Genomic DNA, 12,510 nt, shown 5'->3' on the forward strand with positions numbered 1-12,510 from the left:
CAGCATGCCGTTGTAACGCAGCAGGTTTTCTTCGGCGATGCGCTGGCGTAGCGGCAGTAGCTGGTCGCGATAGCGTCGTGCCAGGGCGTAGGCATCCTGTCGTTGGCGCCAGGCCAGGCGCGCCTGGGCGCGGGCGTCCAACACGGCGCCGGCCAGCTTGTGGGCGCCTTGCAGGTAGATCGCCTCGGCCTTGGCGACGCGGGCCTGGCCCCAGTCGAAGAGCGGGATCTCGATGGAGATCTCGTAGCCGATTTCGGGCGGCTTGCCGCTTTCGGACGTGCGCAGCGCGCCCAGGTCCAGCACGTTCACCAGGCGCGTGGCGCGGGTCAGGCCCAGCGATCCTTGCAGGCCTTCCAGTTCGGTGCGGGCGGCCTGTACGTCGAGCCGCTGTTGCAATGCCTGCTGCTCGACGTCGCCCAGGGCATCCAGTTGCGCGGGCAGGGCCGGCAGTTGCGCCGGCAGGGCGAAGTCGGGCGCCAGGCCCAGCAGGCGGGCCAGGGTTTCCTTGTCCTGCGCGGCCAGGCGCTGGGCCTGTTGCAGGCTGGCTTGCGCCTGGCCGTAGAAGAACTGTTCGCGGGCGGCGTCCAGTTTGCTGATGTTGCCCAGGCGGGCCATTTGCGCGGCCAGTTCATGCGCGGCATCGGCCGTATCGGCGACCTGCTGCTGGTAGGTCAGGCCCTGCTGCGCGGCCACTGCCTGGTAATAGGCTTGCCGGGTCTGTGCGGCCAACGCCAGCACGCGTGCTGCCAGTGACAGGCGGACCTGTTCGAAACGGCGCTGTTGGATGCGGGCGGTGGCTGGCATGGTCAGCAGGCGCATCAGGCCCAGCGACAGGCTGCGCTCGATCTTGATGTCGTCGCCGGCATGGGTGCGGGCAAAGGAAAAGCCGGGGTTGGGCAGGCGCCCGGCCTGGACCAGATCAGCCTCGGCCACGCCCAGTTCGGCGAAGGCGGCTTGCAGTTCGGGGTTGTTGATCAGGGCGATCTGTACCGCGTCATCGGCACTGGTCAGTCGGGTGGCCGTGGGGCCAGCGCTGCCATCGGCCTGCAAGAGCCGGGTGACGCGGTCCTGGCTGGCCTGGCCTTGTTCGGGCGTGCGGTTCCAGGCAGGCGCCTGGCCCAGGCGCTCGGTGCTGGTCTGTGCCAGCCGGTCGAAACCGGCGTCGGGCGAGAGCTGCGCGCAGCCGGCCAGCATGGCACAGGCGGCCACGGCGACTGCCCGCAAGGGGCGTGAAACATGGGGGATCATGAAATCCTCGTCTGATGATGATCGTCATCCGTCGTGCGGCATGCAGGATGCGACACGTAACGGGGCAGAGCTCATGCGCACGCGGACGTGCGCGGGGCGGGATCAGGCGAGGGCAGGGGGACGGTCGGGGTTTTCCGGCAGGTAGCCGACGAAGCCGGAAGCCGGCTGCACGAGATAGTCGTGCGAGGGAAGATCGGGCGCGGGAACGGTAGCCAGTGCCAGCGGCAGGATGGCGCCCACCGTGCAGGCGGCGCAGAAGCTGCAGGAGGCGTTGGCGTGCTGCGTGCCATGCGAGGGGGCTGGCGCGGGATCGCTATCGGCCAGGGTTTGCGCCATCGGGTGATGGTGGGCGTGATGCTGTGCAGCCTGGTCGGCAGGGGCAGCTTCGGCGGTCGTGGCAGTGTCGCTTACCTGACCGGCGTGGTGTTGACCCTGATGTTGCGGCTGCATCGCCGGCGCGCAGGCCTGCAGCACGGCGGCGAAACCCTGGAGGGGAATCGCCAACGCCAGCAGCCAGAGCAGGAGGATTTTTGCGCGCAGCATCATGGGCGCCAGTATAGTCGCTGTGCCGGTCGCCGATCAACCGGCCGGTTTGCGCTGGCGCAAGCCGCGCACCAGCCGCAGGCCGTTGAAGACCACGATCAGGCTGGCGCCCATGTCGGCGAACACGGCCATCCATAGCGAGCTCATCCCCAGCAGCGCCAGCACCAGGAATACCGCCTTGATGCCCAGGGCGATGCTGATGTTCTGGACCAGTACGGCATGGGCCTGGCGCGAGAGGCCGATGAAGTCGGCGATCTTGCGCAGGTCGTCGTCCATCAGGGCGACATCGGCCGTCTCCAGGGCGGTGTCGGTACCGGCGGCGCCCATGGCAAAGCCGATATCGGCGCGCGCCAGGGCCGGGGCATCGTTGATGCCGTCGCCGACCATGCCCACGCTGCGCTCGCCATGGCGCTGGCGCAACTGCTCGATGGCCTGCAGCTTGTCTTCCGGCAACTGGTCGCCACGGACATCGGTGATGCCGGTCTGCCCGGCAATTGCCTGGGCGGTGTGGCTGTTGTCCCCGGTCAGCATGACCACCTGCACACCCATGGCCTGCAGTTCACTCACCGCCTGGCGGCTGCTGGGGCGCACCGTGTCGGCCACCGCCATCAGCAGTTCCGGGCGGCCGTCGCGGCAGAGCAGGGTGGTGGTCTTGCCCTGCTTTTCGAAGCCTTGCAGGCGCGCCTCCAGTTCCGGGCTGCACTGGCCCAGTTCATGCACCAGGCGGTGATTGCCCAGGTGCAGCAATTGCCCGTCGATGCGGCCTTGCACGCCGCGTCCGGCCAGGGCGGCGAAGTCCTGCACCTCCAGTGCCTGCCTATCCTCTTGCCTCTCCTCCTGCACGGCGATGGCACGCGAGACCGGGTGGTCCGAGCGTGCCGCCAGCGACACCGCCAGTTGCAGCAGGGCCTGCTGGTCGGCACCCGCCTGCAGCGAGACCACGTCGGTCAGGCGCGGCTTGCCGAAGGTCAGGGTACCGGTCTTGTCCACCGCCAGGGCGCGCAGGCGTCGGCCCTGTTCCAGGTAGACCCCGCCCTTGATCAGGATGCCGTGCCGGGCCGCCGAGGCCAGCCCGCTGACGATGGTCACCGGCGTGGAAATGACCAGCGCGCAAGGGCAGGCGATGACCAGCAGCACCAGCGCCTTGTACAGCCAGGGCTGGAAGGGCGCGCCGGCCAGCAAGGGCGGCAGCAGGGCCACCAGCACCGCCATTACCACCACGGCCGGGATGTAGTAGCGCGCGAAGTTGTCTACGAAGCGCTGGGTCGGGGCGCGCTGGCCCTGGGCCTGCTGCACGCTCTTGACGATGCGCGAGAGGGTGGAGTCGGCCTGGGCGGCGCTGACCCGCATCTCGAAGGCGCCCTGTTCATTGATGGTGCCGGCGAAGACCGGATCGCCCGCCTGCTTGGCCACCGGGAGGCTCTCGCCGGTGATCGGCGCCTGGTTGATGCTGGTGCTGCCGCTGACCAGCAGGCCATCGAGCGGCACGCGCTCGCCCGGTGCCACGCGCACCATGGCGTCCACGGCCACGCTGGCGGCCGGCACGCTGTTCCAGCTGCCATCGGCGCTGCGCACGGTGGCCATGTCCGGGGTCATCGCCATCAGCCCGGCGATGGCGTTGCGGGCGCGGTCCAGTGACAGTGCCTCGATCATCTCGGCCAGGGTGAACAGCACGATCACCACCGCCGCTTCCGGCCACTGACCGATCACGGCGGCGCCGATGACGGCCAGCGACATCAGGAAATTCATGTTCAGCGAGAAATTGCGCAGGGCGATCCAGCCCGCGCGATCACCGGCAGCGAGCGTTCGTCGCCGCTGGTCCAGGCCAGCACCTCGGCGCCCAGCGCCGCCACGCCGGCCAGGCCCAGCAGCGCCCAGCGCCGGGCAGGGATGCGGTAGGCAGCCGCCTGGTCGGGCAGGTCGCCCCCGGCGTCGGCATCCAGCGAATCGGACTTCACGGCCGGCAGCATGTCCAGCGCCTTGAGGGTCGAGACCAGCGGCGCGATGGAGGGCAACTGGTGTTGCACCGTCAGTTCGCGCTGGATCAGGTTGAATTCCAGCGTACCTACACCCTTCATGTTGGCGAGGCGTTCACGGATCAGTTTTTCTTCAGTCGGGCAGTCCATCTTCTGAATGAAGAAGACGGCTTGCTCGGTCGCGCCGTCCAGCTTGCGCGGTGCAGCCATCGTTGCAGCGCTGTCGCAGGCGTGGCTGCCGCAGCAGGCTTGCGGCTGGGCGTGCTGGTGCTGCCCATGATCATGATGGTGGTCGTGGTCGTGATGATCGTGCTGGTGGTCATGCGCGTGCTTGTGATGGGTTCCGGTCATGCCTTGCTCCTTGTGCAGCCAACGGGTTTCAGGGGTATATTAAAAACCCTGAAGTAACTACAAGGTCAAGCGAGGATCGCATGGATACGCTCAAGATAGGCGAACTGGCCGCCCAGGCCGATTGCCCGGTGGAAACCATCCGTTATTACGAGAAAGAGGCCTTGCTGCCCGAGCCGACGCGTTCATCGTCGAACTATCGGCTCTACGGTGAGCGGCACGTCGAACGCCTGCAGTTCATCCGCCATTGCCGTTCGCTGGACATGACGCTGGACGAGGTGCGCGAACTGCTGCGCCTGCGCGATGCGCCCGAGCAGAACTGCGGCGAGGTCAATGCCCTGCTGGACAAGCACATCGGCCACGTGGCACAGCGCATCGTGCAATTGCAGGCCCTGCAGGAGCAACTGCACCAGTTGCGCGCCCAGTGCGAAGTGGAACAGCCGGCGCGGGATTGCGGCATCCTGCAGGGGCTGGCCAGCCTGCCGGATGAGGCGAAGCCAGCCAATCTGGGCAGCCACGGCGGTGGCTGCCACTGAGGCCGTGGATCAGGCCGGGCGTGCCAGCCAGGCCATGATTTCCTCGGTGACCTCGTCCGGTCGTTCGCGCTGCGGGAAGTGGCCGGCACCCGGGATCAGCACGCGCCGATAGTCCTTGCCGAAGAACTTGTCCCGACCCTCGGAGGTAGCAGGGGCGTTGGCGCCATCCTCGGCGCCATGCAGCACCAGCGTGGGCACCATGATGCGCGGCGTGTCCTGCAGCCGGGCTTCCAGGGCGGCATAGGTCGGGTCACCCTCGGCGAAGCCCCAGCGATGACGGTAGGAGTGCAGGCAGATATCGACCCAGTCCGGATTGTCGAAGGAGGCGGCGGTATTGTTGAACTCGCTCTCGGCAAACTTCCACGACGGTGACCAGCTATTCCACATGAAGCGGGTGAAGGCCCGACGGTCCTCGCGCAGTTCGGCCGCGCCACGGTCAGTGGCGAAATACCAGTGGTACCAGTAGTTACGCGATTGCTGCAGCGTCAGTTTCTGGTCCGGCCGGTTGGTCCCCCAGCCCACTGACAGGGCGATGCAGTGGCTGATGCGTTCGGGCGTCTGCGAGGCAGCGATATAGGCGGCACGGGCGCCCCAGTCGTGGCCGATGAGCGCGTAACGCTGCAGGCCGAGGGCGTCGACGAAGGCCATGAGGTCACTGCCCAGCGCGGCCAGCTGGCCGCTCCTCGGGGTGCTGTCGGCGTGGAAGCGGGTCGGTCCGTAGCCGCGCAGGTAGGGGCGGATCACCTGGTAGCCGGCCGCACGCAGCGGACGCAGCAGGGCATCCCAGGTCCGCACGTCGTCCGGCCAGCCATGCAGCAAGACCACCGGCGGGGCGTCGGGCGGGCCGCTGACTTCGAAGCCGATGCGCAACTGGTCAGTGTCGACGAAACTCAGATGATTGGTCTGGGGCATGGCAAGCAGTCTCCCTCTTCTGTGTTCTGGTGAGTGATAGCTGAGTGATGGCTGAGTGATAGCTGAGTGATGGGTGGCGTCCGAGCGCGATCATCCCCGCAGCCTGCGGCACCTTCGGTCCCCCCCGTTGGCAACGCCGCAGACATTATGTCATTTTGGCCGCAGGATGGTTTCCATCATCCACGCCGTATGGGCGGCGCTGTCGCCGCAGGAAGGATGGCGCGTACCGCCGTCCAGGTGAAGCTGCATGTTGCTGACGTGATGCAGCTGGATCGGGTCGGGGTTGGCGATCTCCAGGTGCAGCGTGGTATCGGCCGTGTGCAGTTGCAGCGCCGCTTCCTCGAATACCGAAAAAACGATCTTGCCGGCGCTGCCCGTGATCTCCACCCGGTCGGCGCGCTCGAAGCTGCCGAAATGCCAGCTGCCGCTGCCGGTCACGCCGCTGCGATAGCACCAGCTTGCGGCCACCGCATCGCAGGCGCTGTACAGGCCCTGCTGATTGCTGCCGCTGCCGGATACCTCGGTCACGTCGCCGAAGAAGTACGAAAACAGGTTCAGCCCGTGACTGCCGAGGTCGTCGAAATAGCCACCCGGGGCGATGCGGGCGTCGGTGCGCCAGCGGTAGCGTCGCTGCAGGTCGTCCGGCCCCGCTGGGCGCGCCAGTTGCCAGTGGATGTGGCGCGCAGTGCCGATGCAGCCTTCGGCCAGCCATTGGCGCACTTGTTCGAAGCGTGGCAGCGAGCGCCGGTAATAGGCCACGAACAAGGGCTGCTGTGCCCGTTCGAAGGCAGCCAGCATTTCCAGGCATTGCGCATGGCTGGGGGCCATCGGCTTTTCCACGCAGCAGGGCTTGCCGGCGGCGGCGACCTTGAGAGCGTAATGGCAGTGGCTGTCGGGCGGGGTGGCGATGTAGACGGCGTCGATATCGGGGGCCTGGATCAATGCATCTGCATCGTCGAACCAGCGCGCGACACCGTGGCGGTGCGCATAGTCGGCCGCCAGCGCGCCATCCCGTCGCATCACGCCGGCCAGCGCGAAGCCGGGTGTGCGCTGGTAGGCCGGGCCGCTCTTGCGCTCGGTCACGGCGCCGCAGCCGATGATGCCCCAGCGCAGCACCTTCATGCCGGCGTTCCCTGCCGGGCGCAGCAATCTCCCTGGCCGCCCAGGGCATCGAGGATGGGGCAGTCGGGACGGCTGTCGCCATGGCAATCCTGGGCCAGGCGTTCCAGCGTGGCCTTCATGGTCTGCAGTTCGCGGATGCGCTGGTCCAGTTCGCCGATGTGGGTCTGTGCCAGTTGCTTGACCTTGCGGCTGGAGCGCGACTGATCCAGCCAGAGCCCGATCAGGTCGCTCACCTGGGCCATGGAAAACCCCAGCTGGCGTGCCTGCCGGATGAAGCGCAGCAGGTGCACGTCGCGTTCGCCATAGACGCGGTAACCGGCGTCGGTGCGACCGGCACGCGGGATCAGGCCGGTCTCTTCATAGTGGCGGATCATCTTGGCCGAGACGCCCGAGGCGCTGGCGGCTTCTCCGATATTCATGGCTGTGTTCCCTCGTTGCTCAGGTTTTGCGGCACATCCTGTGGATGCGGGCGCCAGCGACGCAGCAGCAATGCATTGCTGACCACGCTGACGCTGGAAAAGGCCATCGCCGCGCCCGCCAGCATGGGGTTGAGCAGGCCGAAGGCCGCGAGCGGAATGCCGATCAGGTTGTAGATGAAGGCCCAGAACAGGTTCTGGCGGATCTTGCCGTAGGTGCGGCGGGAGATGTCGATGGCGTCCGCTGCGAGTCCCGGGTCGCCATGCATCAGCGTCACGCCGGCCGCCTGCATGGCCACGTCGGTCCCGGTGGACATGGCGATGCCGACGTCGGCGGCGGCCAGCGCCGGCGCATCGTTGATGCCGTCGCCGACCATCGCCACCACGTGCGCGCCGTTCTCGCGCAGGGCCGTGACCGCTGCGGCCTTGTCACCCGGCAGCACTTCGGCGCGCACATCCTGGATGCCCAGCGCATCGGCCACCTGTTGCGCGGCGCCCCGGTTGTCGCCGCTGAGCATGGCGGTGCGGATGCCCAGCGCGTGCAGGGTGGCGATTGCCTGCCGGGCGCCGGGCTTGATCTGGTCGCCGAAGGCCAGCAGGCCCAGCACCGTCACGCCTTCCGCGTCGCGTTGCGCCAGCCAGGACAAGGTGCGTCCCTGCGCCTGCAACTGCGCCGCACGCGCCTGCAAGGCCGGGGCCGAGGCCTGCAGTTGTTGCATCCAGCGGCTGCTGCCCAGATACAGCGTGCGCCCCTCGACCTCGCCTTCGATACCCAGTCCGGCAACACTGCGCACATCGTTGGCCTGCAGCGTCGCCAGGCCAGGTTCCGCCGCTGCAGCGTCCAGCACCGCGCGGGCCAGCGGATGTTCACTGCGCGCCTGCAGGGCAGCGGCCAGGGCCAGCAGCCCTGCCTTGCCGGACGGGCTGGCACCTTCTCCTTCCTCCAGTTCGGTCAGGCGCGGCCGGCCCAGGGTCAGGGTGCCGGTCTTGTCGAAGGCGATCACATCCACCCGGTGCGCGATTTCCAGTGCCTGCGCATCCTTGATGAGGATGCCGTGGCGCGCCGCCACGCCGGTACCGGCCATGATGGCGGTCGGTGTGGCCAGGCCCAGGGCGCAGGGGCAGGCGATCACCATCACCGCCACCGCATTGAGCAGGGCCTGTTCCCAGTCGCCCGCAGCCAGGCCCCAGCCGAGGAAGGTCAGCAGGGACAGCAGCAGCACGGCAGGCACGAAGACCGCGCTGACCTTGTCCACCAGGCGCTGGATCGGCGCCTTGGCGGCCTGGGCCTGCTCCACCATGCGCACGATGCGCGCCAGCACGGTCTCGGCACCGACGGCGGTGGTTTCGAACACCAGCACGCCTTCGGCATTGATGGCACCGGCCGACAGGGTGTCGCCGACCTCCTTGGCTTGCGGCCGGCTCTCGCCGGTGAGCATGGCTTCGTCCAGATGGCTGCGACCCTCGCGCACCACGCCGTCTACCGGCACCCGCTCGCCGGCGCGCAGCACCACCAGGTCGCCCACCTTCACCTGGGCCAGCGGCACCTCGACATCCTGCCCGTGGCGGCGTACGCGGGCGCGGTCCGGGCGCAGCGCATTGAGGGCGGCGATGGCGTCGGCGGTCTGGCGCTTGGCGCGACCTTCCAGCCATTTGCCCAGCAACACCAGGGTGATGACCACGGCCGAGCTTTCAAAGTAGAGATGCGGCATCGCCATGGCATGGCCATCCATGGCCGGCATGCGCAACCATTGCCAGAGCGACAGGCCATAGGCGGCGCTGGTCCCCAGCGCCACCAGCAAGTCCATATTGCCCGAGCGGGCGCGCAGCGCGCCCCAGCCGGCGTGGTAGAAGCGCCAGCCCAGCCAGAACTGCACGGGCGTGGCCAGCAGCCATTGCCACAGCGGCGGCAGGCTCCAGCTGCTGCCCAGGGGAGCCAGCAGCATGGGCAGCACCAGCGGCAGCGAGAGCGCGGCCGCCAGCGCCACCGGCCACCAGGAGGGCAGGGTATGGCCGGTGGGCGGGGTACTAGCTTGTTCGGGCAGATGTTCGCGGGCCTGGTAGCCGGCCTTTTCGATGGCGGCGATCAGGGTGGCAGGCGGGACCGTGTCGGCCGTGGCGATGCTGGCGCGTTCGGTGGCCAGGTTGACGCTGACCTCGGTCACGCCGGGGATTTTCTTCAGGGCCTTCTCGACGCGCATCACGCACGAGGCGCAGCTCATACCTTCGATATCGAGGCTGATCTCGGCCGTGGCAGTGGAGGAATCATTCATGGCGAACTCCGGGAGGATGAATCGGATACCTTCATCTTCATCCTTCCCATGATGGTAAGGTCAAGCCCGATTTTCGCACGGATGGTGAATTCTTGCGCTTGACCTTGCCACGGTAGGAAGGTTTAAGCTTCCCTCATTGCCATCACTTCATGAAAGGAAATGCCATGAGCACCCCCGTCACCTTTACCGTCAACGACATGACCTGCAACCACTGCGCCGGTGTCATCACCAAGGCCGTCAAGGACGTGGACGCCGATGCCCGGGTCGATATCACGGTGGCCGACAAGCGCGTGGTCATCGACAGCAGCCTGCCGGCGCAGTCCTTGGCCGAGGCGATCGAGGAAGCCGGTTATACCCCGGTTGCGGCCTGAACCTTCATTCTCTTCATTGCCTTCATTTGCTGAGCAGCCGCATCGCCCGCTCCAGCCCATCCATGGTGAGCGGGAACATGCGCTCGTTCATCAGCTGGCGGATCAGCGCGATCGACTGGCGGTATTGCCATAGGCCTTCCGGCTCGGGATTCAACCAGACGAAGTGCGGGAAGGCGGCCGTGAAACGCTGCAGCCAGTCGGCGCCGGCTTCGGCGTTGTTGTATTCCACCGCGCCGCCCGGCTGCACGATCTCGTAGGGGCTCATGGTGGCATCGCCCACGAAGATGAGCTTGGTGTCCGGCGTGTACTTGCGCAGCACGTCCCAGGTCGGGAAACGTTCGGCATGGCGCCGCCGGTTGTTCTTCCACAGGTAGTCATAGACGCAGTTGTGGAAGTAGAAGAACTCCATGTTCTTGAATTCGGTACGGGCGGCCGAGAACAGCTCTTCGGTGCGGGCGATGTGGTCGTCCATGGAGCCGCCGACGTCGAACAGCATCAAGACCTTGATCTTGTTCTTGCGCTCGGGCTGCATGCGGATGTCGAGATAGCCGGCATTGCTGGCGGTGGCGCGGATGGTGTCGTCCAGCGCCAGTTCTTCCTCCAGCCCCTCGCGGGCAAAGCGGCGCAGGCGGCGCAGCGCCACCTTGATGTTGCGCGTACCCAGTTCGCGCTCGCCGTCGTAATCCTGGTATTGGCGTTCTTCCCATACCTTCACCGCGCTGCGCTGGCCCCCCTTGCCACCGATGCGGATGCCTTCCGGGTTGAAACCGCCATGGCCGAAGGGGGAGACGCCACCGGTGCCGATCCACTTGCTGCCGCCTTCGTGGCGTTCCTTCTGTTCTTCCAGCAATTGCTTCAGGCGATCCATCAGCTTGTCGTAGCCGAACTTCTCGATGGCGGCCTTCTGCTCCGGGGTCAGGTCGCGCTGCAATTGCTTGACCAGCCATTCCAGCGGGATGTCGGGCCGCTTTTCAAAGATCGTTTCCACGCCCTTGAAGTAAGCCCCGAAGGCGCGGTCGAACTTGTCGAAGTGGGCTTCGTCCTTGACCAGCGTGAGCCGCGCCAGATAGTAGAACTCGTCCAGGGAGGGATGGATCACCTGGCGGTCCATGGCTTCCAGCAGGGTCAGGAATTCCTTGATCGAGGCCGGCACCCCGGCCTGCTTCACGGTATAGAAGAAATCGATGAGCATGGGTAGGCGGGCTCAGCGCCCCAGCTTGAACTGCAGATGGCGGCGCACCGTCGGCCATTCCGATTCGATGATGGAAAACACCACCGTATCGCGATAGGACCCGTCCGGCATGCGCTGGTGATTGCGCAGGATGCCATCCTGCTTGGCGCCCAGGCGGGCGATGGCTGCGCGCGATTGCTGGTTCATCCAGTGGGTGCGGAACTCGACGGCGATGCAGTGCATGTCCTCGAAGGCATGGGTCAGCATCATCAGCTTGCACTCGGTATTGATGCCGGTGCGCTGGGCACTGGCGGCATACCAGGTCGAGCCGATCTCCACACGCCGGTTGGCGACGTCGGCGTTCATGTAGGTGGTCATCCCGCACAGGGCGCCGGTGTCGTTGCGGCGGATCACGAAGGGCAGCATGCTGCCTTGCTGCTGCAGGTGCAGGCGTCTTTCGATTTCGGCGCGCATGGTCTCCGGCTTGGGGATGGCCGTGTACCAGAGCTTCCACAGCTTGCCGTCCGAGACCGCCGCGATGAGTGCATCGTGATGCTCGGGATGCAGTGGCTCGACGGTGGCGAACTGGCCCTTCAAGGTGATCGGCGAGAGAAATTGCATGACGGCTCCTGGGGCGGGTAGGGCGTGCTCAGCAGTGGTTCAGTGGTGGTTCACCGCTTCAGCGATTGGTACGGGACATGAACACCAGCCTTTCGAACAGGTGCACATCCTGCTCGTTCTTGAGCAGGGCGCCGTGCAGCGGCGGCACTACGGCCTTGTTGTCCGGGTTGTGCAGGGCCTCGGGCGGGATGTCCTCGGCCATGAGCAGCTTGAGCCAGTCGATCAGCTCCGAGGTCGACGGCTTCTTCTTGATGCCGGGCACGTCCCGCACCTGGTAGAAGGCTTCCAGCGCCTGCGCCAGCAGTTCACGTTTGATGTGCGGGAAGTGCACATCGACGATGCTCTGCATGGTCGCCTTGTCCGGGAACTTGATGTAGTGGAAGAAGCAGCGGCGCAGGAAGGCGTCCGGCAATTCCTTCTCGTTGTTGGAGGTGATCACCACCAGCGGCCGGTGCCGCGCCTTCACCAGCTCACGCGTCTCGTAGACGTAGAACTCCATGCGGTCGATTTCGCGCAGCAGGTCATTGGGAAATTCGATGTCGGCCTTGTCGATTTCGTCGATCAGCAGCACCACCGGCTCTTCGGAAGTGAAGGCTTGCCACAGGACGCCTTTGACGATGTAGTTGTGAATATCCTTGACGCGCTCGTCGCCCAGTTGCGAATCCCGCAGACGCGATACCGCGTCATATTCATACAGCCCCTGCTGGGCTTTCGTGGTCGATTTGATGTGCCACTGCAGCAGCGGCCGGCCGAGCGCGGCCGCCACCTCCTCGGCCAGCATGGTCTTGCCGGTGCCGGGCTCGCCCTTGATCAGCAGGGGCCGTTGCAGGGTGAGGGCGGCATTGACGGCCAGCTTGAGGTCGTCGGTGGCGACGTAGTTCTCGCTACCGTTGAAGCGCGCGGATTGAGGCGCGGGGGAAGATGCGGAATGATCTGGCATGGATGCGGTCCTTGTCAGGTTGCTGGAGGCAAA

The 12,510-nt window shown here is 66.4% G+C and carries 11 protein-coding genes and 1 pseudogene; 2 read left to right on the forward strand and 10 right to left on the reverse strand.

What is annotated here, in order from left to right:
* The 3 genes and pseudogenes from HFRIS_RS22715 to HFRIS_RS22725 form a co-directional block, all read right to left on the reverse strand.
* Positions 1–1,248 (reverse strand): TolC family protein (locus HFRIS_RS22715; RefSeq protein WP_006465364.1); only part of this gene is annotated, 1,248 nt, incomplete at its 3' end.
* Between the two features lie 102 nt (positions 1,249–1,350).
* Entirely contained in the window at positions 1,351–1,791 is a 441-nt protein-coding gene (locus HFRIS_RS22720; protein WP_006465365.1) for a hypothetical protein, read from the reverse strand.
* A 36-nt stretch (positions 1,792–1,827) separates the two neighbouring features.
* Positions 1,828–4,118: pseudogene (locus HFRIS_RS22725) on the reverse strand (heavy metal translocating P-type ATPase).
* Positions 4,119–4,198: 80 nt separating this feature from the next.
* Here HFRIS_RS22725 and cadR point away from each other — a divergent pair.
* On the forward strand, positions 4,199–4,651 hold the full coding sequence (gene cadR / locus HFRIS_RS22730; RefSeq protein ID WP_006465366.1) for a Cd(II)/Pb(II)-responsive transcriptional regulator: 453 nt from the start codon (positions 4,199–4,201) through the stop codon (positions 4,649–4,651).
* Positions 4,652–4,660: 9 nt separating this feature from the next.
* Here the strand turns inward: cadR and HFRIS_RS22735 are convergent, their stop codons facing one another.
* From HFRIS_RS22735 to HFRIS_RS22750, 4 genes are all read right to left on the reverse strand, one after another.
* Positions 4,661–5,563, reverse strand: coding sequence for an alpha/beta fold hydrolase (locus HFRIS_RS22735; protein ID WP_006465367.1), 903 nt, complete (start codon positions 5,561–5,563; stop codon positions 4,661–4,663).
* A gap of 150 nt (positions 5,564–5,713) precedes the next feature.
* Positions 5,714–6,685, reverse strand: coding sequence for a Gfo/Idh/MocA family protein (locus tag HFRIS_RS22740; RefSeq protein ID WP_006465368.1), 972 nt, complete (start codon positions 6,683–6,685; stop codon positions 5,714–5,716).
* Complete coding sequence (gene cueR, locus HFRIS_RS22745) at positions 6,682–7,104, reverse strand: Cu(I)-responsive transcriptional regulator (protein WP_006465369.1); 423 nt, start codon at positions 7,102–7,104, stop codon at positions 6,682–6,684. The genes HFRIS_RS22740 and cueR overlap by 4 nt, the downstream gene beginning before the upstream one ends.
* Positions 7,101–9,374: a heavy metal translocating P-type ATPase gene (locus HFRIS_RS22750; RefSeq protein WP_006465370.1), complete on the reverse strand. Its 2,274-nt coding sequence runs from the start codon at positions 9,372–9,374 to the stop codon at positions 7,101–7,103. Before HFRIS_RS22750 ends, cueR begins: the two co-directional genes overlap by 4 nt.
* A 164-nt stretch (positions 9,375–9,538) precedes the next feature.
* On the opposite strand from HFRIS_RS22750, the gene HFRIS_RS22755 reads away from it, so the two are divergent.
* A complete protein-coding gene (locus HFRIS_RS22755; protein WP_006465371.1) occupies positions 9,539–9,745 on the forward strand; it encodes a heavy-metal-associated domain-containing protein in 207 nt (68 codons plus the stop codon).
* A 22-nt stretch (positions 9,746–9,767) separates the two neighbouring features.
* Here the strand turns inward: HFRIS_RS22755 and HFRIS_RS22760 are convergent, their stop codons facing one another.
* From HFRIS_RS22760 to HFRIS_RS22770, 3 genes are read right to left on the reverse strand one after another with little or no spacing between them, the layout of a single operon-like run.
* Positions 9,768–10,937, reverse strand: coding sequence for a vWA domain-containing protein (locus HFRIS_RS22760; protein WP_006465372.1), 1,170 nt, complete (start codon positions 10,935–10,937; stop codon positions 9,768–9,770).
* 12 nt (positions 10,938–10,949) lie between these two features.
* Entirely contained in the window at positions 10,950–11,537 is a 588-nt protein-coding gene (locus tag HFRIS_RS22765; protein WP_006465373.1) for a GNAT family N-acetyltransferase, read from the reverse strand.
* A 58-nt stretch (positions 11,538–11,595) separates the two neighbouring features.
* Positions 11,596–12,477: an AAA family ATPase gene (locus HFRIS_RS22770; protein ID WP_006465374.1), complete on the reverse strand. Its 882-nt coding sequence runs from the start codon at positions 12,475–12,477 to the stop codon at positions 11,596–11,598.
* Positions 12,478–12,510: the final 33 nt, after the last annotated feature.

Origin of the sequence: Herbaspirillum frisingense GSF30 (assembly GCF_000300975.2) — a bacterium.
Classification (GTDB): domain Bacteria; phylum Pseudomonadota; class Gammaproteobacteria; order Burkholderiales; family Burkholderiaceae_D; genus Herbaspirillum; species Herbaspirillum frisingense.

Bases quoted from the DNA above. Each gene is read 5' to 3' on its own strand.
- HFRIS_RS22720 (WP_006465365.1), bottom strand. From the start codon at position 1,791: ATGCTGCGCGCAAAAATCCTCCTGCTCTGGCTGCTGGCGTTGGCGATT.
- cadR (WP_006465366.1), top strand. From the start codon at position 4,199: ATGGATACGCTCAAGATAGGCGAACTGGCCGCCCAGGCCGATTGCCCG.
- HFRIS_RS22735 (WP_006465367.1), bottom strand. From the start codon at position 5,563: ATGCCCCAGACCAATCATCTGAGTTTCGTCGACACTGACCAGTTGCGC.
- HFRIS_RS22740 (WP_006465368.1), bottom strand. From the start codon at position 6,685: ATGAAGGTGCTGCGCTGGGGCATCATCGGCTGCGGCGCCGTGACCGAG.
- cueR (WP_006465369.1), bottom strand. From the start codon at position 7,104: ATGAATATCGGAGAAGCCGCCAGCGCCTCGGGCGTCTCGGCCAAGATG.
- HFRIS_RS22750 (WP_006465370.1), bottom strand. From the start codon at position 9,374: ATGAATGATTCCTCCACTGCCACGGCCGAGATCAGCCTCGATATCGAA.
- HFRIS_RS22755 (WP_006465371.1), top strand. From the start codon at position 9,539: ATGAGCACCCCCGTCACCTTTACCGTCAACGACATGACCTGCAACCAC.
- HFRIS_RS22760 (WP_006465372.1), bottom strand. From the start codon at position 10,937: ATGCTCATCGATTTCTTCTATACCGTGAAGCAGGCCGGGGTGCCGGCC.
- HFRIS_RS22765 (WP_006465373.1), bottom strand. From the start codon at position 11,537: ATGCAATTTCTCTCGCCGATCACCTTGAAGGGCCAGTTCGCCACCGTC.
- HFRIS_RS22770 (WP_006465374.1), bottom strand. From the start codon at position 12,477: ATGCCAGATCATTCCGCATCTTCCCCCGCGCCTCAATCCGCGCGCTTC.